This window comes from Methylobacterium sp. J-070, assembly GCF_022829385.1.
In the GTDB taxonomy this organism is placed as follows: Bacteria; Pseudomonadota; Alphaproteobacteria; order Rhizobiales; family Beijerinckiaceae; genus Methylobacterium.
Genome location: NZ_JAKSXX010000224.1, coordinates 1 through 22,687 on the forward strand (window position 1 = coordinate 1; position 22,687 = coordinate 22,687).

The window sequence follows — 22,687 nt, forward strand, 5'->3', positions numbered from 1 at the left end:
CCGGCCCGGGCCGCCTCGATGGTGGCGTTGAGCGCCAGCAGGTTGGTCTGTCCGGCGATGGTCGAGATCAGCCCGACCACCTCGCCGATGCGCGTCGCCGCCTGGCTCAGGTCCTGCACGAGGTGCTGGGTCTGGTCCGCCTCGCCCACCGCCGTCTGGGCGAGGTTGGCCGAGCCGAGCACCTGCCGGCCGATCTCCTGGACCGACGAGCCCAGTTCCTCGGCGGCGGCCGCCACGGTCTGGACGTTGGTGGCGGCTTCCTCGGCGGCGGCCGCCACGGTGGTGGACTGGCTGGCGGTCTCGGTGGCGCTCGCGGTCATCGTCTGGGCGGTGGCCTGCAGCTCCGTGGCGGAAGACGACACCAGCCCGACGATGCCGCCGACCGCCCGCTCGAACCCGTCCGCCAGCTCCAGCATGGCACGCTTGCGCGCCGCCGCCTCGGCCTCCTCGGCGCGCCGCTTGACCTCGGCCTCCTCGGCGGCCTTGCGGGCCACCATCGCCTTGATCCCCTCCACGGCCTTGCCGACGGCGCCGATCTCGTCCCGACGGGCCGCCTCGGCGATCTCGGCCTCGACCTCGCCCTTCGCCATGCGCTGCAGGACCGAGACGAGGCGATCGAGGGGCCGGGTGATGCCGATGATCGCCACGAACGCCGCCGCGACCAGGCCGACGAGCATCCCCAGGGCGCTGAAGAGGATCAGGCTTTGGCGCGTGGCATTGGTCTGGTCGGTCAGTTGGTCGGAATTCTGCTCCATGTAGTGCTTGATGTCCTCGGAGAGCCTGGCGCCGTCCTGGATCATGCCGGTGAAGCCCGGATCGATCGCGGTGTGCACCAGCGCGATCGCCTGCTCGTTCTGATTGGACGTCCCGAGGCGGCGGACTTCCCGGACGGCTTCGACATAGCGCTCGACCCGGGCCTCCTGCTCGTCGATCCGGGCTTGGAACGTCGGCGCGTGCCCGCGCAGCGTGGTGAAGAGCTGCTTCACCTGGGGCAGCACGGCTTCGAAGCCGCTGTTGGCGTCCTGCATCTGACGCTGGTCGGTCTCCGCGATGATCTGATACACCCAGTAGTTGAGTTCGACGACCAGGCGGTTGAGCTGGCGCACCTCGGCGACTGCCGCTGCCTCACTGACGATGAAGCGGCTATACGCGTCGTCGATCTTGGTCATGCGCGACTGCGCATACCAGACGCAGCTGCCGACGACCAGAGCAATCAAAGCAATGACGATGCTAAGCTTGGGTAGTATTTTGATATTCGAAAGTCTCAGCACGACGATGTTGCCTCCGTTACGGCCGATTCTACCGGAGCGGCACGCGGTGATTCGATTTTAATTTCCAGATGTGAAACATATCTTAAGCGACGAAAAATGGAAGTGCTTTTTGTGAAAACAATACGAAGTCGACTACCGGCTAAATAACGTCTAAAATCGCGAGATAATGTTCCGAATATTCGATTTATGGCGTCGATATCAGTAATTATGGACTTGTATGGCGCGAATACGCCTTTTATGGTTGCCTGAGGCGTATATTGGGGGTTTTCCGCCTGCAAGTTGCAGGTTTGGCCGGTCGGAGGCGTTCGCCGCGCCACGGGGGCCTCGCGCGCCGCGTTCGTCACGCGCGATCTTTCCATGGACCGGGCGGGGCGCCACATAGGCCTCCGCACCCTGTCCGCTCACACACGGAATGCCCGACGCATGCCCAAGCCCGTCCACGCCATGATCCGCGTCCTCGAAGAGGAGCGCGCGCGCGACTACTATGCCCGCGCCTTCGGGCTCGAGGTCTCCGGTCGCTTCGACTTCCCGGATTTCACCCTGGTCTACCTGCGCGATCCGGCCTCTCCGTTCGAGCTGGAGCTGACGGTGAACAAGGGGCGCGACACGCCCTACGATCTCGGCGACGGCTATGGCCACATCGCCTTCGTGGTCGACGACGTCGAGGCCGAGCACGCACGGCACCGGCGCGAGGGCTTCACCGCGACGGACGTGAAGACGCTCAAGCACGGCGAGGACGTGCTGGCGCGCTTCTTCTTCGCCACCGACCCGGACGGCTACAAGATCGAGGTCATCCAGCGCGGCGGGCGTTTCGCCTGACCATCCCGAGCCCCGCCCCGCCGTCCGGCCATCGAGCGACCCATCAGAGCATCATGCGCGAGACCACGCGAATCGTCTGCATCCGCCACGGCGAATCCACCTTCAACGCCGCCCACCGTCTCGGGCGCGGCGATCCCGGCCTCCTCGATGCCAGGCTGACACCGCGCGGCGAGGCGCAGGCCCGGGAGGCGCGGGAGCGGCTGCGGGAGATCCCGTTCGAGCTGGTGGTGGTGTCGCCGCTGACCCGGGCGATCGAGACCACCGCGATCCTGTTCGGCGATCATCCGAGCCGGCCCCGGGTGCTGGTGGAGGTGCTGCACCGGGAATGCCAGGAGAGCAGCTGCGATGTCGGTCGCGCCGCCTCGGAGATCGCGGCCGAGTTCCCGCACCTCGACGTCGGGCACCTGCCCGAGGTCTGGTGGCACGCGGAGCCCGGTTGCGAGGTCGGCGGCTACCCGGTGGAGCCGCGGCCCCTGTTCGACGCCCGCGTCGCCGCCTTCCGCGAATGGCTGCGGGCGCGGCCGGAGCGGACCATCGCGGTGGTCGGCCACGGCACGTTCTTCTACCACCTCACCGGCACGTTCCTGGAGAATTGCGGCTTCGTCGAGCTGGATCTCGACGCCGCTCCCGTGGCGGCCTGATCAGGCCGCCGCCGTGGCGCGCGCCGCGTCGAGGCGCCGACGGGCGCCGGTGAGGGGGATCTCGGGGGCCTGCCGGCCGATCGCGAGGGCCGACGCGAGGATCGCGCAGGCCTGCTCCCACGTGCCGGGCAGGAACGGGGCGGCGCCCTCGGCCACCTCGGCGGCACAGCGGGCATCGTCCCCGGCCTGACAGACGGCCGTCGCCGCCCGGGCGACCGCCGCCGTGACCGCGCCTTCGCGCCACCGCCGCGCCCGGGCGGCGGCCTGGGAGCGTGCCCCGCCCGCCCAGGCGGCCGCCCGCGCCGCCGCCAGCGCCGCGGCGAGATCCGGGGATCCGGCGCAGGCCTCGGCACTCCCGGCCATGCCCGCCAGGGTGCAGAGGGGGGCGAGGATCCGGCGGACGCTCTCCAGGGCCAGGCGGCGGGTGCGCGCGGCCTCGATCTCCGGCGTGTCGGCGCTGCCCGAGAGCCGCAGCACGAACGCCATCAGCTGCGGTCGTGCGGCGTCCGGCATGGCGTCGTTGAGCCCGAGGGCGTAGGCCGCGATCGGCCGCGAGAAGCAGGGCGGGCAGTCCGCGCTGGAGCGGATCGCCCGATAGGGCAGGCCCGCGGCCACGAGCGCGGCCTCGTTGATACAGGTCCCGCCGTCGGGACCGGGGAACGGGTGCGATCCGGCCAGGAGGCGCCAGTTCAGGATGGCCTGGAAGTCGGCGTGCATCGGCGCTCTCCCGTGTCGGGACGCAGCGTGGCACGCGCCGCGCCCGAAGGCGAGACCCTTCAGCCGGCGACGCCCGGGGCGAGGCCGGCGAGCATCGCGACCCCGAGCACCAGCACGAAGGCGGCCGCCGTCAGTTCGAGGCCGCCGAGGGCCAGCAGGCCGGCTTGGCCCCGGCCGCCCGCGAGGCGTAAAGCCGCGCGCTTGGCGAAGACCGCCAGGCAGGCGAGCGCCGAGGTGGTCAGCGCCGTCCCCAGCGCCATCGCCAGCACCGCCAGCGCCCCCGCCGCCGGCACACCCTGCGACACCGCGAAGATCAGGACCAGCACGGCCCCCGCGCAGGGGCGCGCCCCCGCCGCCAGCACCACGCCGGCCCGGGCGCGCCAGGAATCCAGGCTCTCGAGCGCCTGAGGCCCGGGCAGGTGGCTGCATCCGGGGCCGCAGGCGGCGCCGAGACCGGCGAGGCGCCCGGCCTTGCGCCACGTCAGGACCAGCCCGACCAGGGCCACCAGGGCGAAGCTCGCGGTCTCGATCAGGGTCCCGGCCCGGGTCAGGCTCGCCGCCGTGGCGTTGAGGATCAGGCTGCCGACGCCGACGATCGCCCCGGCCACGAGGGCCTGGAGCAGGGCGGCGCAGACGCTCAGGGCGCAGCCCCGCCGGAGCGCCCGCTCGCCCGCCACGATGTAGCCGGCGATCACCGCCTTGCCGTGGCCCGGCCCGGCGGCGTGGAACACCCCGTACGCGAAGGCGAGCCCGATCAGCGGCCCCCAGCCGCCGCCGCCCCGGAGCGCGATCACCGCGGCGTTGAGGCTGCGGGAAAAACTCGCCTGCAGCGCCAGGATGAGCCCGCCGAGCCCGGTCGCCGCCGGGGCGGCCTCGCGGAACCCGATCCCGAACGGCGAGCGCGGCGGCGCCGCGAGGCCCGGCGCGGCGAGCCACGCGATCCCGGCCGCGAGCAGCGCGGCCAGCGCGATGGCGAGGGCCATGAGGCCGAGCCTGAGCCCCAGCCGTCCCGACCCGGACGACGCTGCGAACCCGACGCCTACGGACACGCGACCAGGACCCGGCTGGCGAACTGCACCCCGTAGGACGAGGCGGCGGTGAGCGCCTCGAAGAACGCTTCGGTCATGCCCGGGGAGCCCGCCTCCGCGGTCTTGGGCTGCTCGGCCTTCGGGCGGGTGACGGTGGCGGCGCAGCCCTGCGGCGCGTCCGCCAGGGTGACGGCCTCGGCGCCCTCGGCGAAGGCGAAGCTGACGAAGTAGGTCGGGTCGTAGACCTCCAGGGCGGCGACCCCCCGGCCCTGCTGGACTGGCGCCTTGAGGGGCAGCAGGAAGCTCAGCTCAAGGGCCTTGCCGTCCATGCGCATCGCCGGCTCCTTCGGGTCGGCGAAGGCCTGATCCCGGCCGCCGACCTTCAGCTTGGTGAAGTAGCCGAACTCCGCGAGGTTGGCGGTGTTCTCGGCCGCGAGCCCGGCGAGTTCGTCGGGGCTCAGGACGCCGTCCTTGTTGGCGTCGAGGCCCTGGGTGACGAAGGCGGTGTATTCGGGATCGAAGCGCCAGCTGTCGCGCACGCCGACCAGCTTGCCGTCCTGATAGACGAGCTGCGCCCTGGCGGTGATCCAGACGTGGGGGTGGGCCGCGGCCGCCGAGGCGGCGCAGGCGAGTCCGGCGGCGAGGAGGGCTCGCAGGGTCGGGCGGTGCGCGGCGATCGGCATGGGGCGGGGCACGCTCACGACGGAGGGAAGCGGTCAGGCCCGCCTCTCCTCTCGCGCCGGTTGGGCGAAAGCGAGGCGCCGGGGCAAGCTTCGGCTTCGGGTTGGCGGCGCCCGCCACAGGGCCGTGCCTTGCAACCCGTCAGCCCGGGAGGCCGCCGCCTACTCCCCGACGTCGAGGCCCATCAGCTGGAAGCTCACCCGCAGGTCGTTCGACATCGGGATGTCGAGGCGTTCGCCGTTGGGCAGGCGCTTGAGGAACCAGCGCTCGTAGGTCCAGCGCAGCGCCCGGGATTCGGCGAGCCGGGTGAAGGTCTGGGCGACGATGCCGGCGAGTTCCGGATCGTCCTTGCGGAACATGATGCCGTAGGGCTCGTAGGAGAGCTTGTCGGGCAGCACGGCGTAGTTCGCCCCGTCCTGCGCGTCGGTGGCGATCAGGCCGTAGAGCAGCACGTCGTCGGTGGCGAAGGCATCCGCCTTGCCGGCCTTCACCATCGCGTACGAGGCGGCGTGATCGGGGGCCGTCACCACCTGCGCGTCGATCTTGAGCCGGCCGAGGAGGTCGCGCACGGCCTTCTCGTTCGTGGTCCCGGCGGTGACCACCACGGTCTTGCCGCCGAGGTCCCGGTAGGACCCGATTGCCGAGCCGCGCTTCACGAGCAGCTGCGTGGCGCTGATGTAGTCCACCGGCGAGAACGCGACCTGCTTGCGCCGCTCGGCGTTGGCGGTGGTCGAACCGCATTCGAGGTCGATCTTGCCCGACGTCACGGCTTGGATGCGGGTCTCCGCGGTGACCGGCGCGTAGCGGATCTTCACCGGCCGGCCGATCGCCTCCTGGATATCGTCGGCGACCTCGCCGCAGAGGTCGATCGCGTAGCCGATCGCCCGGGGGCTGCCGTCCGGGTGCTTGCCCTCCACGAAGGAGAACGGCACCGAACTCTCCCGGTAGCCCAGAACGATCTCGCCGCGCTCGGCGACGCTCTTGAGCGTTCCGGTGAGCACCTCGACGGCGGCGGCGGGCGAGGCCGCCAGCGCCACGACCAGAGCTGCTACGAGCCGCATCGCCATAACCTGCCCTCCGTGCCGAACCGTATCGGGGAGCGCCCGACGCCCGGCGCTCCCAGCCATGCCCCTCGTCCGGAGGTGCCGCAGCGCGGCGGGGGCCACCGCGGTCCCTGGAACCCGCCTCCGAGCCCCGCTCGCGCGGTCACCGCAGGATGCGGGGGCGGGCTGGACGACCGTCCCTCGCCTCGATCGTCCCGGGGATGCAGGTGTCGCAGAACCGGCTCCGCGGCTGAACCCGCCGTGTCACTACTCCGCCGGCGAGGGTACGGTGCCGACATGGTCGAGGCGCTGGTCGGAGGCGGTGAGCTGGCCCTCCCACTTGGCGACCGCGACCGTGGCGACGCTGTTGCCCAGCACGTTGGTGGCCGAGCGGCCCATGTCGAGGAACTGGTCGATGCCGATGATCAGCAGTAGCCCGGCCTCCGGGATGTTGAACTGCGTCAGGGTCGCCGAGATCACCACCAGCGAGGCCCGCGGCACGCCGGCCATGCCCTTCGAGGTCACCATCAGCAGGAACAGCATCGTGAGCTGCTGCCCCCAGGTGAGCGGGATGTTGTAGGCCTGCGCGATGAACATCACCGCGAAGGTGCAGTACATCATCGAGCCGTCGAGGTTGAACGAGTAGCCCATCGGCAGCACGAACGAGGTGATGCGGTTCGGCACGCCGAACTGCTCCAGGTTGGTCAGCATCTTCGGGTAGGCCGCCTCGCTCGACGCGGTCGAGAAGGCCAGCACGAACGGTTCCTTGATCAGGTTGAACAGCCGCATGATGCCGTTGCCCCCGAGCATCAGGAAGCCGACGCCCATCAGCAGCGACCAGAGCACGGCCAGGCCGATGTAGAACTCGATCAGGAACTTGCCGTAGGTGACCAGCACGCCGATGCCCTGCGTGGTGATCGTCGCCGCGATGGCGGCGAACACCGCCACGGGGGCGAACATCATCACGTAGCCCGTCACCTTGAGCATGACGTCGGCCAGGCCCTCGATCCCCTGCGCGAGGAAGTGGCCCTTCTCGCCGAGCGCCGCGAGCGCCACGCCGAAGAAGATCGAGAAGACCACGATCTGCAGGATCTCGTTGTTGGCCATCGCCTCGACGGCGCTCTTGGGCACGAGGTGCGTGACGAACTCCTTCAGCGACAGCGACGCCGCCTTGAGGCCGGTCCCGGCGCCGACATCGGGCAGCGGCAGGTTCAGGTTGTGGCCCGGCTGCATCAGATTGACCAGGATCAGGCCCAGCATCAGCGAGCAGAACGAGGCGCCGACGAACCAGAGCAGCGCCTTGCCGCCGACGCGCCCGACCGAGGCGGTGTCGCCGAGATGCGCGATGCCGACCACCAGCGTCGAGAATACCAGCGGCGCGATGATCATCTTGATCAGGCGCAGGAAGATGTCAGAGACCAACGCGATGTAGCCGGCGATCTCCTTGGCGGTCTGCGGATCGGGCCAGGTGATGCTGCAGGCGTAGCCCACCGCGATCCCGAGGAGCATGCCGACGAAAATCATCGTCGTGAGTCGCGAACCCGTCATCGCTACTGCTCCCCGCTTGCCCTCGGAGTGACCGAGCACTGAAGTTCGGCAACGTGAAGCACGAACTACGCCATGCGCAAGCCCGGAGGCGGGTCGTTACTGGAAAGGACGACTGTTTTGACGCGACGTTCGCGCGGCGATGAAACCTGTGGCCGGCCTGCTACGGTTGCGGTACGAGACTTGCGCCGCCGCGCTGCCTGCGGTCTGCGTAGGCCGCACGACAAACCTTCCCACGCGAGCGTACATGGACGTCTTCGTACAGCAACTGATCAACGGGCTGACTCTCGGCTCGATCTACGGCCTGATCGCTATCGGTTACACGATGGTGTTCGGAATCATCGGCATGGTGAACTTCGCCCACGGTGACGTGTTCATGGTCTCGTGCTTCATTGCACTGATCACGTTCCTGATCTTGACGGCTTGGCTCGGCGTCAGCTCCATAGCGCTGGCCTTCCTGGTGGTGCTGGTGGTTGCCATGGCGCTGACCGCCCTGTGGGGCTGGGCGATCGAGCGCGTCGCCTACCGGCCCCTGCGCGGCTCGTTCCGGCTGGCGCCGCTGATCTCGGCGATCGGCGTGTCGATCTTCCTGTCGAACTTCGTCCAGGTGGTGCAGGGCGCGCGCAACAAGCCGACACCGCCCATGCTGTCCGGCGGCATCACGCTGTTCGAGCGCGACGGTTACGCGGTGTTCCTGGCCTGGAAGCAGGTGCTGATCATGGCGGTCACCGCCGTCCTGCTCACGGGCTTCTGGTACCTGGTGCAGCGGACGCCCTTCGGCCGGGCCCAGCGCGCCTGCGAGCAGGATCGCAAGATGGCGGCGCTGCTGGGCATCGACGTCGACCGCACGATTTCGCTGACCTTCGTGCTCGGCGCCGCCCTGGCGGCGGTCGCGGGGGTGCTGTACCTCATGTACTACGGCGTCGTGTCCTTCTCGGACGGGTTCGTCCCCGGCGTGAAGGCCTTCACGGCGGCGGTTCTGGGCGGCATCGGCTCCCTGCCGGGCGCGGTCCTCGGGGGCCTGATCATCGGGCTGATCGAGACCTTCTGGTCGGCCTACTTCTCCATCGAGTACAAGGACGTCGCCGCCTTCTCGATCCTGGCGATCGTGCTGATCTTCATGCCCTCGGGCATCCTGGGCCGGCCGGAGGTCGAGAAGGTCTGATGGCCCGTTCCCAGACTGCGCTCCCCGGCTCGGCGATGGCCGGCATCCTGCGCGACGCCGCCCTCTACGCCCTGGTCGCCTTCGGCCTCTGCGTGCCGATCATCGCCTACCGCACGGATCCGGGGCCCGGGACCGACCTCGTGCTGGTTCCGCGCTGGGGGCTCGTGGCGGCCCTGTGCGCGGCGATCTTCGCGGTCCGCCTCGTCCAGCGGCTCGTGCTCCTGCGCCGGGACGCCCGGCGGGCCCTGACCCCCGCCCCGACCCAGGCCACCGAGGCGGTCCACGGCGAGCCCGATGCCGGGCAGAAGACCTCGAAACTCGGCCTCCGGCTGTTCATCGGCATCGCCCTGACCCTGCCGATGATCGCGGCGCTCGCCACCGGCGGCCTGTCCTCGGCGCGCTACTGGATCGACCTCGGCATCCTGATCCTCACCTACGTGATGCTCGGCTGGGGCCTGAACATCGTGGTCGGCCTCGCGGGCCTGCTCGACCTCGGCTACGTCGCCTTCTACGCGGTCGGGGCCTATTCCTACGCGCTGCTGTCGACCACCTTCGGCCTGTCGTTCTGGATCTGCCTGCCGCTGGCGGGCCTGTTCGCCGGCCTGTGGGGCATGATCCTCGGCTTCCCCGTGCTGCGCCTGCGCGGCGACTACCTCGCCATCGTCACCCTGGCCTTCGGCGAGATCATCCGCCTCGTGCTGATCAACTGGGGCGACGTCACGGGCGGCGGCGCCGGCATCTCGTCGATCCCCCGGGCGACCTTCTTCGGGATCCCGTTCACCGCGGGCGAGGACGGGTTCGCGGCCCGGTTCGGCATCCCGTACGACTCGATGCACCGGCTGGTCTTCCTGTACTACCTGATCCTGTCGCTCGCGCTCATCACCAACTTCGTCACCCTGCGCCTGCGCCGCCTGCCGATCGGGCGGGCCTGGGAGGCGCTGCGCGAGGACGAGATCGCCTGCCGGTCCCTCGGGATCGACACCACCGCCACGAAGCTCACGGCGTTCGCGCTGGGGGCGGCCTTCGGGGGCGTCGCCGGCTCGTTCTTCGCGGTCCGCCAGGGTTTCATCAGCCCCGAGAGCTTCAACTTCCTGGAGAGCGCCATCATCCTGGCGATCGTGGTGCTCGGCGGCATGGGCAGCCAGGTCGGCGTCGCGATCGCCGCGGTGGCGATGGTCGGCGGCCCGGAGATGCTGCGCAACCTCGGCTTCCTCAAGGCCGTGTTCGGCGAGGGTTTCGATCCCAGCGAGTACCGCCTGCTCCTGTTCGGGCTGGCCATGGTGGCCATGATGGTCTGGCGTCCGCGCGGGCTGATCTCGGTGCGCCTGCCGTCGGTGTCGCTCGGCGAGCGCCGGGCCGTCTCGGGCGCGCATGTGAGCGAGGGGCACGGTTGATGACGGCGCATCCCGAGATCCGGGCGGCGGCACCTTCCGTCGCCCCGCCGGTGCTCGCCGTCGAGCACCTGACCATGCGGTTCGGCGGCCTCACCGCCGTCGGCGACCTGTCCTTCGAGGCCCGGCGCGGCGACATCACCGCGCTGATCGGGCCGAACGGGGCCGGCAAGACCACGGTGTTCAACTGCATCACCGGCTTCTACAAGCCGACCGAGGGCATGCTCAGGCTCACCCATGCCGACGGCGCGGCGCACCTGCTGGAGCGGCTGCCGAACCACAGGGTCAACCGGACCGCCCGGGTGGCCCGCACCTTCCAGAACATCCGCCTGTTCCAGGGCATGACGGTGCTGGAGAACCTGCTGGTCGCCCAGCACGCGCCGCTGATGCGCGCCTCGGGCTACACGATCCTGGGGCTCCTCGGCCTCAAGACCTACCGGGACGCGCAGGCCGCCGCGATCGAGCGCGCCAAGGCGTGGCTCACGCGCATCGACCTGATGGCCCGCGCCGACGACCCGGCGGGCGCCCTGCCCTACGGCGCGCAGCGGCGCCTGGAGATCGCCCGGGCGATGTGCACCGACCCGGTGCTGCTCTGCCTCGACGAGCCGGCCGCCGGCCTGAACCCGCGCGAGTCGGCCGAGCTCAACGGCCTCCTGCGCCACATCCGCGACGCGCACGACACCTCGGTACTGCTGATCGAGCACGACATGTCGGTGGTGATGGAGATCTCCGACCACGTGGTCGTGCTGGATTACGGCGTCAAGATCGCCGACGGCACGCCGGCGGAGGTGCGCGCCGACCCGAAGGTGATCGCCGCCTATCTCGGCGTCGAGGACGAGGAGGTGGAGGCGGTGGAGGCCGAGGTCGGCATCGTCGTGCCGCACGCGCATACGGGAGCCCCGGCATGAGCGTCGCCGGCATCAACGTCCTGGTGGAGGAGACCCGGGCGATCCAGGCGGGCGGCAAGCCGCCGCTCCTCGCGGTGCGCGACGTCTCGACCTATTACGGCAGCGTCGCCGCCCTGCGCGGGGTCGATCTCGACGTGGCCGATGGGGAGATCGTCACGCTGATCGGTGCCAACGGCGCCGGCAAGTCGACCCTGATGATGACGATCTTCGGCAGTCCCCAGGCGCGCTCGGGGACCATCACGTATGACGGGCGCGACATCACCCGGCTGCCGACCCACGCCATCGCCCGGCTCGGCATCGCCCAGTCGCCGGAGGGCCGCCGGGTCTTCCCGCGCATGAGCGTCTACGAGAACCTCCAGATGGGCGCCGCGCTCCACGACGGGCGCTTCTTCGCGGAGGATCTGGAGAAGGTCTGCGCCCTGTTCCCGCGGGTGAAGGAGCGCCTGAACCAGCGGGCCGGCACCATGTCGGGGGGCGAGCAGCAGATGCTGGCCATCGCCCGGGCGCTGATGAGCCGCCCGCGCCTGCTTCTGCTGGACGAGCCGTCGCTCGGCCTCGCGCCGCTGGTGGTGAAGGGCATCTTCGACGCGATCCGCGAGCTGAACCGGACCGACGGGATGACGATCTTCCTGGTCGAGCAGAACGCCTACCACGCCCTCAAGCTCGCCCATCGCGGCTACGTGCTGGTCAACGGCCGGGTCACCATGAGCGGCACCGGCCGCGCGCTCCTCGACGACCCCAACGTCAAGGCCGCCTATCTGGAAGGGGGCCATGCCGGCCCGGTCGGAGCATGAGCATGCTGCAGGGGCTGCTGTACGAGGAGGATTCGGCCTGGCTGTTCCTGCTCGTCACCGTGGTGATGGGCGGCTGGGCCGGCTGGATGGCGGCCCGCGGCATCGCCCGGGGCTGGCGGCCGTTCTGGCAATGCGCCCTGGCGCTGCTCCTCGTGGCCGCCGCCGTGCGCTTCATCCACTACGCCCTGTTCTCGGGGACGCTGCTGTCGCTGCACTACTATGCGGTCGACGCCGTCGTGGTCATGATCATCGGCGCGGCGGGCTTCCGCTACACGCGGACGCGCCAGATGACGAGCCAGTACCGCTGGCTCTACGAGAAGACCTCTCCGCTGACGTGGCGCGAACGGGCGCCCGGAGCGGGCGAGGTCGTATGAGTGCGGCCGGATCCGCACGTGCGGTCCTGACAACCAAGGGGATGTACGCGATGAGATCGATTCTGCTGGCTGGGCTCGCGCTCGGCGCGATGGTGGCGGCCGCGCAGGCCGCCGAGGTCAAGCTCGGCATCGCCGCGCCGATCACCGGCAACAGCGCCGCCATCGGCGCACAGCTCAAGAACGGCGCCAGCCAGGCGGTGGAGGACCTCAACAAGGCCGGCACCCTGAAGGGCACGACGCTCTCCGTCACGGTGGGCGACGACGCCTCCGATCCGAAGCAGGGCGTGTCGGTGGCCAACAAGTTCGCCAGCGACGGCGTCAAGATGGTCGTCGGCGACTACAATTCCGGCGTTTCGATCCCGGCCTCCGACGTCTACCTCGACGCCGGCATCATCCAGGTCACCCCGGCCTCCACGAACGTGAAGTTCACCGAGCGCGGCATGTGGAACACCTTCCGCACCTGCGGCCGCGACGACCAGCAGGGCGCGGTGGCGGGCAACTACCTGGCCGCGCACTTCAAGGACAAGAAGATCGCCTTCGTCCACGACAAGACCCCCTACGGCAAGGGCCTGGCCGACGAGACCCTGATGGTGCTCAAGGCCAAGGGGATCAAGCCGGTGATGTTCGAGGGCATCAACCCGGGCGAGAAGGACTACTCGGCGCTGGTCTCCAAGCTGAAGTCGGCCAACGTCGACGTGGTCTATTTCGGCGGCTACTACACCGAGGCCGGGCTGATCCTGCGTCAGATGCGCGACCAGGGCCTCAAGGCGCCGATGATGGGCGGCGACGGCATGGTCGACCGCGAACTCGTGTCGATCGCGGGTCCCGCCGCCGAGGGCACGCTGACGACCTTCCCGCCGGACGCCCGCAAGAACCCCAACGCCAAGGGTGCGCTCGCCGCCTTCAAGGCCAAGAACATCGATCCCGAGGGCTACACGCTCTACTCGTACGCGGCCGTGCAGGTGCTCGCCAAGGCGATGGCCGAGACCGGCTCCAGCGACGGCAAGAAGCTCGCCGACTGGCTGCACCAGGGCAAGGCGGTGGACACCGTGGTCGGCCCGATCGCGTACGACAAGAAGGGCGACATCACCCGGCCCGACTACGTCATGTACGAGTGGAAGAAGGGCGCCGACGGCAAGATCGACTACAGCGGCAATGAGCTGACCAAGTAGGCCGCAACGGTTCCGCAGGCTTCGGCCCGGCGCCGCGCCGCACGATCGTGCGGGGCGGCGCCGCCGTTTTCTATACCGCGAATTCGTCAGCCCCGGGCCCGTATCCGTTCCCGACGGCGCGTGCGTGCGCCTAAGAAATGTGCATGATGCCGCCGGCGCGAGCGATAGGCCGGCTCTGCGCCTGGGAGACGGCGATGAGGACGGCGGGGATCGCGTCTACGATGGGGCGGCGCGAGCTTGACCGCAGCCCCGACCGCGATCCGTGCGTATTCGACCGCCGTTCCGGCGGATGCTCGACCCTTCGCCCGGCACCATCATTGCAAAGGCGTCGCCCGAGCGGGCGGGCCCGCGTGCCCAGCCGCCAGCCGACGCCGTTCGGCCCGATCCAGGAGTTTCGTACCGATGCAGTCTGATTTCGCTCGCCGCGGCCTTGCCACGGCGCTGGGCCTGACCGTCGCCCTCGCGCCCCTGAGCCTCCGGGCCGAGGAACTGACCGGCACCCTCAAGAAGGTGAAGGACGCAGGGGCCATCACCATCGGCTACCGCGACGCCTCCGTGCCGTTCTCGTACCTCGGCGGCGACCAGAAGCCGGTCGGCTACGCGATGGACATCTGCTACAAGATCGCCGACGCCGTGAAGGCCAATCTGGGTCTCCCCAACCTCGAGGTGAAGCTCAACCCGGTCACCTCCGCCACGCGCATCCCGCTGATGGCGAACGGCACGATCGACCTCGAATGCGGCTCGACGACCAACAACGCCGAGCGCGAGAAGCAGGTCTGGTTCACCAACTCGCACTTCCTGACCGCGACCCGCTACGTCTCGAAGAAGTCGGCCAACCTGCACACGATCGAGGACCTGAAGGGCAAGACCGTGGTATCGACCTCCGGCACCACGAACATCAAGCAGATCAACGAGGCCAACACGGAGCGGAAGCTCGGCCTGACGATCCTGCCCGCCAAGGACCATGCCGAGGCGTTCCTGATGGTCGAGACCGGCCGCGCGGCCGCCTTCGTGATGGACGACGTGCTGCTGGCTTCCCTCGCCGCGTCCTCGAAGGATCCCTCGGCCTACGAGATCTCCACCGAGGCGCTGTCGAAGCCCGAGCCCTACGGCATCATGCTGCGCAAGGACGACACGGCCTTCAAGAAGGTGGCGGACGACGCCACCGCCAAGCTCTACACCAGCGCGGAGGGCAAGGCCCTCTACGACACGTGGTTCACCAAGCCGATCCCGCCGCGCAACATCAACCTCAACCTGCCGATGAGCGCGGAGATGAAGAAGCAGTTCACCACGCCGATCGCCAGCCCCGATCCGGCGGCCTACTGAGGTCGGTGCACGATCAGGCGCACCGCGGGCGAGGGCCTGCGGCGCGTCGCGACCGGCGGCGCACGCGACGTCCGGTCCTGGCGTTCACGGCTCCCCCGTCCTCGCCTTCGTCCTGAGGTGCCCAAGCGCAGCGGAGCCCTCCTTCGAGGCCCGCTTCGCGGTCCCCTCGGGATGAGGCGGGGACCGGGACAGACCAGGCGAGCCTTAACTCTCTCAGAAGCGGCGCGATGAACTACAACTGGAACTGGCGGATCTTCTTCGACGCCTCGCCGGAAGGCACCGGCACCTATCTCGACATGCTGCTCTCCGGGCTCATGTGGACGATCACGACCGCGCTCTGCTCCTGGGTCATCGCCTTCTTCCTCGGCTCCCTGATCGGCGTGCTGCGCACCCTGCCGTCCAAGACCGCGAACGCGATCGGCACCGCCTACGTCGAGCTGTTCCGCAACGTGCCCCTGCTGGTGCAGATGTTCCTCTGGTACTTCGTGCTGCCGGAGGTGGTCCCGACCCGGATCGGCGACGCGATCAAGCAACTGCCCGACGCGCCGTTCTACACGGCAGTGGTGTGCCTCGGGTTCTTCACGGCCTCCCGCGTGGCCGAGCAGGTCCGCGCCGGCATCCAGTCGCTGCCGCGCGGCCAGGGCATGGCCGGCACCGCGATGGGCTTCACCACCTACCAGACCTACCGCCACGTGCTGCTCCCCAACGCCTACCGGATCATCCTGCCGCCGATGACGTCGGAGTTCCTCAACAACCTCAAGAACACCTCCGTGGCGCTGACGATCGGCCTCCTGGAACTGACCGCCCGGGCCCGCTCGATGCAGGAATTCTCCTTCCAGGTGTTCGAGGCGTTCACGGCGGCCACCCTGCTCTACGTCGTCGTCAACCTGGTGGTCGTCACGGCGGCGACCTTCCTGGAGAAGGCGGTCGCCATCCCCGGCCAGCGCTGAGGGCCACCCGCTTCCTATCCTCCGCCGTCCGACGGCCACCGCGAACAGGCCCCGATGCTCTCGAATTTCGACTTCAACGTCATCCTGTCGTCCCTGCCCTACCTGTTCGGACAGGGCATGGTCTTCACCGTGACCCTCACCGCCATGGCGGCCGCGGGCGGTGTGGTCATCGGTACGCTGCTGGCGATGGCGCGGCTCTCGGGCATCCCGGGCCTCAGCCACCTCGCCAAGGGCTATGTCGAGCTGTGCCGCTCGCTGCCGCTCGTGCTGGTGATCTTCTGGTTCTACTTCCTGGTGCCGTATATCGGCGCCTACGTGACCGGGGCCTCGACGCCGATCCAGGTGGGCGCCTTCCCCTCGGCGCTGATCACCTTCATGGCCTTCGAGGCGGCCTATTTCTCGGAGATCATGCGGGCGGGCATCCAGTCGATCTCCAAGGGGCAGACGGCCGCCGCGCAGGCGCTGGGGATGAACTACTGGCAGACCATGGGCAACGTCGTCCTGCCCCAGGCCTTCCGCAACATGCTGCCGCTGCTGCTGACCCAGACCATCGTGCTGTTCCAGGACACCTCCTTGGTCTACGTGCTCTCGCTCACCGACTTCATGGGCGCCGCCTCGAAGGTGGCCCAGCGCGACGGCCGCCTCGTCGAGATGTATATCTTCGCGGCCGTCGTCTATTTCGCGATCTGCTTCTCGGCCTCGTTCCTGGTGCGCCGCCTGCAGCGCCGCGTGGCCATCATCCGCTGACCGACACTGGAGACCGCATCATGACCTCGTCCCCGATGCCGGCCCCGACCGCCGCCGAGCCCGCCCTCGACGCCGCCCACGCGCCCGCGGATGCCGGATTGCAGCCCGGCGGCCTCGTCTCCGGCGTGCCCGCGGCGGCGCCCGGCGAGACGATGATCGCCATCGACAACATCAACAAATGGTACGGCGACTTCCAGGTGCTGACGAACTGCACCACCCGGGTCGCCAAGGGCGAGGTCGTGGTGGTCTGCGGCCCGTCGGGCTCGGGCAAGTCGACCCTGATCAAGTGCGTCAACGCGCTGGAGCCGTTCCAGAAGGGCCAGATCACGGTGGCCGGCACCAAGGTCGCCGACAAGGCGACCAACCTGCCCAAGCTCCGCTCCCGGGTCGGCATGGTGTTCCAGCATTTCGAGCTGTTCCCGCATCTCTCGATCACCGACAACCTCACCATCGCCCAGCGCAAGGTCCTGGGCCGCAGCGCCGAGGACGCCAAGAAACGCGGCCTCGACCTCCTCGCCCGGGTCGGGCTCGGCGCCCACGCGACCAAGTTCCCCGGCCAGCTCTCGGGCGGTCAGCAGCAGCGGGTGGCGATCGCCCGGGCTCTGGCCATGAACCCGGTGGTGATGCTGTTCGACGAGCCGACCTCCGCCCTCGACCCCGAGATGGTCGGCGAGGTGCTGGACGTGATGGTGGAACTCGCCAAGGAGGGCATGACCATGATGGTCGTGACCCACGAGATGGGATTCGCCCGCAAGGTCGCCGACCGGGTGATCTTCATGGATCGCGGCGAGATCGTCGAGGACGCCAAGAAGGAGGACTTCTTCGGCAGCCCCCGCTCCGAGCGGGCGCAGACGTTTCTGTCGAAGATCCTGCAGCACTGAGGGCTTCGCTTCGGTTCACGACCGAATACGCGGAGCACGCCTGACAGGCACCGTTCTCGACGAGGCGGAAGACCTGTTCCGTCGTCTGCTCGAAAGCGTCGATTGTTCCGTGTGGGTTGGTCCGCTGGACGACCCCGCTCTGTCAGGCCGCTTGAATCGGAGCATGGCCTGCAAGACGATGCCGCACGGGAATCGGAGCCCTGAGCCGTTGCGGGGTCTGCCGAACGGTGCGGCTCGAAACGATGGTGCCCCCACCACGGAGTGTGCCGGGCTTTCCGGACGCCGTGCGGGTGCGGCCGAAGACATCCCGATCAGGCGGCGGGTTGCGAGTGCGCTGGAAGGACGCAAACGGCGGGATCTACGAATGGGACTGCCAGCATGGGCATGTCGAGAAGTACGATGCGCGCGGGAGCCATCTGGGTGCGTTCGACGCGGTCACCGGTGAGCCGGTTTCACGGGCCGACAGCACGAGGCGCGTAGAGCCATGAACCTCGGACATATCGTGGCTGGATACGATAAGGGCACCGAACGCCTGACGATCGAACACGACGTTCCAGCCTCGATCTTCGAAGAGGTGCGAAGTCTCGCAAAAGTGCCCGACACGGATCGGCATGCCCTCGGCTCGTACCCGCTCAGTGTCTCCGCAATACGTAGACTTGCCCTGAGACTACCGGCTCCGCTCAATGTCGATGCCTACGACTGGTACTTGGAGCCTGTCGCATCCGAGGCCTGACGTTACGCAGGACATCTGCTCCAAACGTAGCGCCCTGCAGTCGATCCCGATCGCGCCGCCATCGGGCTGCGCTCCAAGTCCCCGATCCCTCGCAATCGCCTGCGCCAAAGCCGTGTCGGCTTCGGCCCCGAGGGCCGTTCTAACCCAGCGCCGCCTGCGCCGCCCGGTACTCCCGCCCGTGCCGGCAATAGCCCTCGACGATGCGGATCATCATGGCGCGCTTCCCGGCGTCGAGGGGGGCGAGGATCCGGGCCGGCCGGCCGCCCCAGAGGTAGCCGGCCTCGAGGATCTGGCCGGGATCGGTGGTGGCGCCGGCGGCCAGCATGACGTCGTCGGCGATCAGGGTGCCGGTGGCGATGGTCGCGCCGATGCCGATCAGCGCCCGAGCGCCGATCCGGCAATCGGCGATGCGGACGTTGTGGGCGATGGTGGTGTCGCGGCCGATCACCACCCCCTCGGCCCGGGTGCGGATGACGGTGTTGTCCTGGATGTTGGTGTCGGCGCCGACTACGATCGGACCGACCTCGGCGTTGAGATCGCAGCAGAACAGCACGCTCGCCCCGGCCCCGAGGCTCACCCGTCCGCGCAGGCGCGCGGTGCGCGCCACGAACACGCTCGCCTCGACCTCCGGCGCGTCGCAGGGCGGGAGGGCGGGCCCGTCGCCCATGCGCTCCCGCAGCCGCTCGGCCAGCTCGGCGACCTCCTCGGGCGCGACCGGGCGGCTCTGACGCGCCGGGCTGCCGGCATAGGCATAGCCGCCGGGCAGGTGCGTCCGGGGGAACACCGTCGCGCCGGCCTCGATCACCGTGCCGTCGCCGATCTCCGCCCCGTCGAGGATCACCACGTCGTCCTCGATCACCACGTCGGAACCGACCGTGCAGGCATGCACGACGCTGTTGCGCCCCACCGTGACGCGGTCGCCGACTTGGGTGCCGTGCGTCAGGGTGGCGATGTGCACGGTCGAGCGGTGGCCGAGCCAGAACCGATCGCCGAGGGCGACCGCCTGCCCGTCCGCGCGGATCACCGCCTCGTCGCCGATCCAGGCCTGCGCGCCGATCCGGGCGGCGCCGATCACCGTGCTGCCGCGGCCGCACCAGACGGGACGGCTCGCGAAATCCGGCTGCACGCCGTCGTAGGGCAGGATCAGGTCGGGGGTCACGCGGACATTCTCCTCCACCGCGGGCCGGGCCCGCAGGGCGCGACGGACCGTCTCATATAGCGGCAGGACCGCGTGTGACAGGCGCGGGGCTGGTCGGCACCGCCGCGGATACCTATGGATCAGGACATGAGTGCGCCCGTTCCGAGCGTCGGCATCCAGGCCGAGCCCTTCGACACCGCTGCCGAGATCGCCCGCGTGGGCGCCGAACTCGGCGGCCGGGCCGGGGCCGTCGTCACCTTCACCGGCCTGTGCCGCGACGAGGACGGGCGGCTGGCGGCCCTCGAACTCGAACACTATCCCGGCATGGCCGAGGCCGAGATCCTCCGGGTCGCCGAGGCGGCCATGGCGCGCTGGCCGCTCCAGGCGCTGCGGGTGGTCCACCGCCACGGTCTGGTGCGCCCGGGCGACGGCATCGTGCTGGTGGTCACCGCCGCGAGCCACCGGGTCGCGGCGTTCGAGGCCGCGGATTTCCTGATGGACTATCTCAAGACCCGGGCGCCGTTCTGGAAGCGCGAGCACCTCGCCGACGGCACCACCGGCGGTTGGGTCGCGGCGACGGCCCGGGACGAATCCGCGGCCGAGCGCTGGACCTGAGGGCGCTACACGATCAGCGCGTTGAGCAGCACCGCGACCGCCGCCCCGACGAGGGAGATCCCCAACAGCGTCACGCTGCTGAGCTGATCGCCGGTATCGACGGTCCGGCCCGGGCCGAGGGAGCGGGACGGGGTGTCGCCGTAGGTGCTCATGCGGTCTCTCCTGATCGGGACGCCGCCCGGGATCTGGCCGCGCCGCCGGACAACGCGCGGATCGCCGTCCGGTCCCCGGCCGCCGCGCACAGATCCCGCCGGTGCGGCCCTTGACCCGGGAGGGCCCGCGGCGTTCGTGAGCCCGCGGCGCAGGAGCGAAGATGTCGGACAAGAAGTTCAAGGAACTGGACGGCCCGGTTGGGCCCTGGCGCGGGACGGCGCCGCTCGCCGCCTCGGGGATCGCCGTGGTGTGCTTCGTGGCGATGCTGGCGCTCGCCTGGATGTCGGTGGGCACATTGCTGCTGATCTTCGCCGGCGTGCTCCTCGGCGTGTTCCTCGACGGCCTGACGCGCGGGCTCGGCCGGGTCCTGCCCCTGCCGCGGGCCGTGCGGCTGTCGGTGGCCAGCCTCGCGGTGGCGGTGGCGGTGATCGGTTTCGGCAGCTACGGCGGCGCCACCGTCGTGCAGCAGGGCCGCGACCTCGGCACCACGATCAAGGACCAGGCCGGCACGGTGTCGAGCTGGCTGTCCGAGCGCGGCATCGACGTGCCGAGCCTCGCGCCCCAGGGCGGGGCCAAGGACGGCTCGACCGAGCCCGGCCAGAAGGAGGGCGGCCTCGCCGGCCTCGCCTCCGGTCTCCTGAAGGGCGGCGGCTCCATCGTGTCGGATGCCGGCAGCGTCCTCGGACCGGCCGCGGCCGTGATCCTGGGTCTGTTCGACGCCCTCGGCAACCTGCTGGTGATCGCCTTCCTGGGCCTGGCCTTCGCGGCCGATCCCGCGGCCTACCGGGACGGGGTGGTCCGGTTCGTGCCGCCCGCGAAGCGCTGGCGCGCGTCTCAGGTCCTCGACGGGGCCGGCGAGACCCTGCGGCACTGGCTGTTCGGCCAGCTGATCATCATGGCGGTGATCTTCCTCTGCACCTGGGCGGGCCTCGCCTTCCTGGGGCTGGGCGGCGCGCTGATCCTGGGGCTCCAGGCGGGCCTGCTCGCCTTCGTGCCCACGGTCGGGCCCCTGGTGGCGGGCCTCGTGATCATCCTGGCCGCCCTGGCGTCGGGCACCAAGGCGGTGATCGGCGCGGTGGGCGTCTATCTGGCGGTGCAGTGCCTGGAGAGCTACGGCCTGACGCCGTTCATCCAGAAGCGGGCCCTGGACATCCCGCCGGCCACGATCTTCGCCGGGCAGCTGATCCTCGGGGTGATCTTCGGGCTCTGGGGCATCGCCCTGGCGTTGCCGATGATGGCGGTGATCAAGGTGCTGCTGGAGCAGCTCTACGTGGAGGATACGCTCCACGAGCAGCCGGCCGCCTGAGCGGAGGGACGCGCCGCCGTCAGCCGCGCAGCGCGTCCTCGATCGTCCGGGCGACGGCGAGGGCGCGGCCGTCGTCGCCGAACCGGCCGATCACCTGCACGCCCACCGGCAGGCGCTGGCCCGGCACCGGCACGTTCACGCAGGGCACGCCCATCAGCGTCCAGAGCTGGTTGAAGCGCGGGTCGCCCGTGGACGCCAGGGTCGCGGGCGCCGGGCCGGGGGCCGAGAAGGTCAGGAGCGCGTCGTAATCGGCGAAGAGCCCCTTCAGCACCCGGCGCGCGTGGTGGCCGTGGCGGCGGGCATCGTCGTAGGTGGCCGGGCTGATCGCGGCCCCGGCGTCGAGATGCGCCCGCACCAGGGGCGGCAGCGCGTCGGCCTGCGTGTCGTACTCCCAGGCGAGCGCCAGCCGGCCCTCGTAGTCCTGGATGAAGCGGTGGCGGTCCCAGGCCTGGGCCAGCTCCGCCGGCAGGACGAGGTCGCTCACCCGCGCCCCGGCGCGCTCCGCCGCCTGCCGGGCGAGAACCAGCGCCGCCTCGGCCTCCGGCTCCGGCGCCGCGGCGAAGTCCTGCCGCACGAGGCCGATGCGGGGCGCCGAGCCTGACGCGGCCCGTTCGATCTCCGGGCGGCCGGTGACCAGCGCCAGGGCGTGGGCGACGTCCGCCACGCCGGCGGCGAACAGCCCGACCGTGTCGAGCGCCCACGAATAGGTCTTCACGCCGACCGTGGGGATCAGCCGGAACGACGGCTTCACGGCGGCGCAGCCGCAAAAGCTCGCCGGCCGGATCACCGACCCCGCCGTCTGGGTGCCGAGCGCCAGCGGCAGCATCCCGACGCCCACGGCCGCGGCCGAGCCCGCCGAGGAGCCGCCCGGCGTGTGGCCGGGATCGTGCGGGTTGACCGTCTCGGTCGGGTCGCTGCTGGCGAAGGCCGTGGTGGTGGTCTTGGCGAGGGGGACGGCGCCGAGCCGCCGCAGGCGCGCCACCACCGCGGCGTCGCCCCGGGGCCGCCAGCCCGCGTAGATCGACGAGCCCATCTGGGTCGGCAGGCCGGCGCTGTCGATGATGTCCTTCACGCCGACCGCGATCCCCGCGAGGGGGCCCGCCTCCGGGATCGCCGGGGCCTCGTCGAGGGTGACCAGGGCACGCAGCCCCGGTTCCCGCGCGGCGATCTCGGCGCGGCACAGGTCGATGGCGCCTGCCGGCGTCAGGGTGCCGGCGGCGATGCGGGCGCGGAGGTCGAGGAGCGAGAGCATAATGCATTCAGTCCCCGGGCCGCCGCCCTGTCAACCG

At 70.1% G+C, this 22,687-nt stretch carries 24 protein-coding genes; 15 read left to right on the top strand and 9 right to left on the bottom strand.

Annotation, left to right across the window (positions count from 1 at the left end):
- Window positions 1-1,271 (bottom strand): methyl-accepting chemotaxis protein (locus MKL01_RS23910; protein WP_243907665.1); only part of this gene is annotated, 1,271 nt, incomplete at its 3' end.
- A gap of 423 nt (window positions 1,272-1,694) precedes the next feature.
- On the opposite strand from MKL01_RS23910, the gene MKL01_RS23915 reads away from it, so the two are divergent.
- On the top strand, window positions 1,695-2,090 hold the full coding sequence (locus MKL01_RS23915) for a VOC family protein (RefSeq protein ID WP_243907666.1): 396 nt from the start codon (window positions 1,695-1,697) through the stop codon (window positions 2,088-2,090).
- Window positions 2,091-2,143: 53 nt separating this feature from the next.
- Entirely contained in the window at window positions 2,144-2,731 is a 588-nt protein-coding gene (locus tag MKL01_RS23920; protein WP_243907667.1) for a histidine phosphatase family protein, read from the top strand.
- On the opposite strand, the gene MKL01_RS23925 is transcribed toward MKL01_RS23920, so the two are convergent.
- From MKL01_RS23925 to MKL01_RS23945, 5 genes are all read right to left on the bottom strand, one after another.
- Window positions 2,732-3,448, bottom strand: coding sequence for a hypothetical protein (locus MKL01_RS23925; RefSeq protein ID WP_243907668.1), 717 nt, complete (start codon window positions 3,446-3,448; stop codon window positions 2,732-2,734).
- A gap of 59 nt (window positions 3,449-3,507) precedes the next feature.
- A complete protein-coding gene (locus tag MKL01_RS23930; protein WP_409566324.1) occupies window positions 3,508-4,497 on the bottom strand; it encodes a nickel/cobalt transporter in 990 nt (329 codons plus the stop codon).
- Window positions 4,488-5,159: a DUF1007 family protein gene (locus tag MKL01_RS23935; RefSeq protein ID WP_243907670.1), complete on the bottom strand. Its 672-nt coding sequence runs from the start codon at window positions 5,157-5,159 to the stop codon at window positions 4,488-4,490. The genes MKL01_RS23930 and MKL01_RS23935 overlap by 10 nt, the downstream gene beginning before the upstream one ends.
- 159 nt (window positions 5,160-5,318) lie before the next feature.
- Window positions 5,319-6,224: an amino acid ABC transporter substrate-binding protein gene (locus MKL01_RS23940; RefSeq protein ID WP_243907671.1), complete on the bottom strand. Its 906-nt coding sequence runs from the start codon at window positions 6,222-6,224 to the stop codon at window positions 5,319-5,321.
- Window positions 6,225-6,467: 243 nt separating this feature from the next.
- Window positions 6,468-7,748, bottom strand: coding sequence for a dicarboxylate/amino acid:cation symporter (locus tag MKL01_RS23945; protein WP_243907672.1), 1,281 nt, complete (start codon window positions 7,746-7,748; stop codon window positions 6,468-6,470).
- A 244-nt stretch (window positions 7,749-7,992) separates the two neighbouring features.
- Between MKL01_RS23945 and MKL01_RS23950 the strand changes: the two genes are divergently transcribed.
- The 11 genes from MKL01_RS23950 to MKL01_RS36285 all read left to right on the top strand — a co-directional run bounded on the left by MKL01_RS23950 (window position 7,993) and on the right by MKL01_RS36285 (window position 17,941).
- Entirely contained in the window at window positions 7,993-8,910 is a 918-nt protein-coding gene (locus MKL01_RS23950; protein WP_243907673.1) for a branched-chain amino acid ABC transporter permease, read from the top strand.
- The gene (livM, locus tag MKL01_RS23955; protein WP_243907674.1) at window positions 8,910-10,304 is read left to right on the top strand and encodes a high-affinity branched-chain amino acid ABC transporter permease LivM; all 1,395 of its coding nucleotides are present in this window, start codon (window positions 8,910-8,912) and stop codon (window positions 10,302-10,304) included. Before MKL01_RS23950 ends, livM begins: the two co-directional genes overlap by 1 nt.
- On the top strand, window positions 10,304-11,209 hold the full coding sequence (locus MKL01_RS23960) for an ABC transporter ATP-binding protein (RefSeq protein WP_243907675.1): 906 nt from the start codon (window positions 10,304-10,306) through the stop codon (window positions 11,207-11,209). Before livM ends, MKL01_RS23960 begins: the two co-directional genes overlap by 1 nt.
- Window positions 11,206-12,003 (top strand): ABC transporter ATP-binding protein, encoded by a 798-nt coding sequence (locus tag MKL01_RS23965; RefSeq protein ID WP_243907676.1) that lies wholly within the window; start codon window positions 11,206-11,208, stop codon window positions 12,001-12,003. Before MKL01_RS23960 ends, MKL01_RS23965 begins: the two co-directional genes overlap by 4 nt.
- A gap of 5 nt (window positions 12,004-12,008) precedes the next feature.
- Complete coding sequence (locus MKL01_RS23970) at window positions 12,009-12,377, top strand: DUF6867 family protein (protein ID WP_243907747.1); 369 nt, start codon at window positions 12,009-12,011, stop codon at window positions 12,375-12,377.
- A gap of 50 nt (window positions 12,378-12,427) precedes the next feature.
- A complete protein-coding gene (locus MKL01_RS23975) occupies window positions 12,428-13,549 on the top strand; it encodes a branched-chain amino acid ABC transporter substrate-binding protein (protein WP_243907677.1) in 1,122 nt (373 codons plus the stop codon).
- Between the two features lie 402 nt (window positions 13,550-13,951).
- Window positions 13,952-14,875 (top strand): amino acid ABC transporter substrate-binding protein, encoded by a 924-nt coding sequence (locus MKL01_RS23980; protein ID WP_243907678.1) that lies wholly within the window; start codon window positions 13,952-13,954, stop codon window positions 14,873-14,875.
- A 227-nt stretch (window positions 14,876-15,102) separates the two neighbouring features.
- Window positions 15,103-15,825: an amino acid ABC transporter permease gene (locus tag MKL01_RS23985; RefSeq protein ID WP_243907679.1), complete on the top strand. Its 723-nt coding sequence runs from the start codon at window positions 15,103-15,105 to the stop codon at window positions 15,823-15,825.
- A 54-nt stretch (window positions 15,826-15,879) separates the two neighbouring features.
- On the top strand, window positions 15,880-16,572 hold the full coding sequence (locus MKL01_RS23990; RefSeq protein ID WP_243907680.1) for an amino acid ABC transporter permease: 693 nt from the start codon (window positions 15,880-15,882) through the stop codon (window positions 16,570-16,572).
- Window positions 16,573-16,724: 152 nt separating this feature from the next.
- Window positions 16,725-17,453 (top strand): amino acid ABC transporter ATP-binding protein, encoded by a 729-nt coding sequence (locus MKL01_RS23995; protein ID WP_243907748.1) that lies wholly within the window; start codon window positions 16,725-16,727, stop codon window positions 17,451-17,453.
- A 242-nt stretch (window positions 17,454-17,695) separates the two neighbouring features.
- Complete coding sequence (locus MKL01_RS36285) at window positions 17,696-17,941, top strand: colicin E3/pyocin S6 family cytotoxin (protein WP_409566327.1); 246 nt, start codon at window positions 17,696-17,698, stop codon at window positions 17,939-17,941.
- 384 nt (window positions 17,942-18,325) lie between these two features.
- On the opposite strand, the gene MKL01_RS24000 is transcribed toward MKL01_RS36285, so the two are convergent.
- Entirely contained in the window at window positions 18,326-19,345 is a 1,020-nt protein-coding gene (locus tag MKL01_RS24000) for a gamma carbonic anhydrase family protein (protein WP_243907681.1), read from the bottom strand.
- Window positions 19,346-19,471: 126 nt separating this feature from the next.
- Between MKL01_RS24000 and MKL01_RS24005 the strand changes: the two genes are divergently transcribed.
- Window positions 19,472-19,939: a molybdenum cofactor biosynthesis protein MoaE gene (locus MKL01_RS24005; protein WP_243907682.1), complete on the top strand. Its 468-nt coding sequence runs from the start codon at window positions 19,472-19,474 to the stop codon at window positions 19,937-19,939.
- Between the two features lie 5 nt (window positions 19,940-19,944).
- Here the strand turns inward: MKL01_RS24005 and MKL01_RS24010 are convergent, their stop codons facing one another.
- Window positions 19,945-20,091: a hypothetical protein gene (locus MKL01_RS24010; protein ID WP_243907683.1), complete on the bottom strand. Its 147-nt coding sequence runs from the start codon at window positions 20,089-20,091 to the stop codon at window positions 19,945-19,947.
- 161 nt (window positions 20,092-20,252) lie between these two features.
- Between MKL01_RS24010 and MKL01_RS24015 the strand changes: the two genes are divergently transcribed.
- A complete protein-coding gene (locus tag MKL01_RS24015) occupies window positions 20,253-21,398 on the top strand; it encodes an AI-2E family transporter (protein ID WP_243907684.1) in 1,146 nt (381 codons plus the stop codon).
- Window positions 21,399-21,417: 19 nt separating this feature from the next.
- On the opposite strand, the gene MKL01_RS24020 is transcribed toward MKL01_RS24015, so the two are convergent.
- Window positions 21,418-22,650, bottom strand: a complete 1,233-nt coding sequence (locus tag MKL01_RS24020; protein WP_243907685.1) for an amidase — start codon at window positions 22,648-22,650, stop codon at window positions 21,418-21,420.
- Window positions 22,651-22,687 lie beyond the last annotated feature (37 nt).

Excerpts from the sequence above, each read along its gene's own strand:
- MKL01_RS23925 (WP_243907668.1), bottom strand. The coding sequence starts at position 3,448 with ATGCACGCCGACTTCCAGGCCATCCTGAACTGGCGCCTCCTGGCCGGA.
- MKL01_RS23975 (WP_243907677.1), top strand. The coding sequence starts at position 12,428 with ATGAGATCGATTCTGCTGGCTGGGCTCGCGCTCGGCGCGATGGTGGCG.
- MKL01_RS23935 (WP_243907670.1), bottom strand. The coding sequence starts at position 5,159 with ATGCCGATCGCCGCGCACCGCCCGACCCTGCGAGCCCTCCTCGCCGCC.
- MKL01_RS23915 (WP_243907666.1), top strand. The coding sequence starts at position 1,695 with ATGCCCAAGCCCGTCCACGCCATGATCCGCGTCCTCGAAGAGGAGCGC.
- MKL01_RS23945 (WP_243907672.1), bottom strand. The coding sequence starts at position 7,748 with ATGACGGGTTCGCGACTCACGACGATGATTTTCGTCGGCATGCTCCTC.
- MKL01_RS24010 (WP_243907683.1), bottom strand. The coding sequence starts at position 20,091 with ATGAGCACCTACGGCGACACCCCGTCCCGCTCCCTCGGCCCGGGCCGG.
- MKL01_RS24015 (WP_243907684.1), top strand. The coding sequence starts at position 20,253 with ATGTCGGACAAGAAGTTCAAGGAACTGGACGGCCCGGTTGGGCCCTGG.
- MKL01_RS23995 (WP_243907748.1), top strand. The coding sequence starts at position 16,725 with ATGATCGCCATCGACAACATCAACAAATGGTACGGCGACTTCCAGGTG.
- MKL01_RS23985 (WP_243907679.1), top strand. The coding sequence starts at position 15,103 with ATGAACTACAACTGGAACTGGCGGATCTTCTTCGACGCCTCGCCGGAA.
- MKL01_RS23980 (WP_243907678.1), top strand. The coding sequence starts at position 13,952 with ATGCAGTCTGATTTCGCTCGCCGCGGCCTTGCCACGGCGCTGGGCCTG.
- livM (WP_243907674.1), top strand. The coding sequence starts at position 8,910 with ATGGCCCGTTCCCAGACTGCGCTCCCCGGCTCGGCGATGGCCGGCATC.
- MKL01_RS23950 (WP_243907673.1), top strand. The coding sequence starts at position 7,993 with ATGGACGTCTTCGTACAGCAACTGATCAACGGGCTGACTCTCGGCTCG.
- MKL01_RS23920 (WP_243907667.1), top strand. The coding sequence starts at position 2,144 with ATGCGCGAGACCACGCGAATCGTCTGCATCCGCCACGGCGAATCCACC.
- MKL01_RS23965 (WP_243907676.1), top strand. The coding sequence starts at position 11,206 with ATGAGCGTCGCCGGCATCAACGTCCTGGTGGAGGAGACCCGGGCGATC.
- MKL01_RS24005 (WP_243907682.1), top strand. The coding sequence starts at position 19,472 with ATGAGTGCGCCCGTTCCGAGCGTCGGCATCCAGGCCGAGCCCTTCGAC.
- MKL01_RS36285 (WP_409566327.1), top strand. The coding sequence starts at position 17,696 with ATGGTGCCCCCACCACGGAGTGTGCCGGGCTTTCCGGACGCCGTGCGG.
- MKL01_RS23990 (WP_243907680.1), top strand. The coding sequence starts at position 15,880 with ATGCTCTCGAATTTCGACTTCAACGTCATCCTGTCGTCCCTGCCCTAC.
- MKL01_RS23960 (WP_243907675.1), top strand. The coding sequence starts at position 10,304 with ATGACGGCGCATCCCGAGATCCGGGCGGCGGCACCTTCCGTCGCCCCG.
- MKL01_RS23940 (WP_243907671.1), bottom strand. The coding sequence starts at position 6,224 with ATGGCGATGCGGCTCGTAGCAGCTCTGGTCGTGGCGCTGGCGGCCTCG.
- MKL01_RS24020 (WP_243907685.1), bottom strand. The coding sequence starts at position 22,650 with ATGCTCTCGCTCCTCGACCTCCGCGCCCGCATCGCCGCCGGCACCCTG.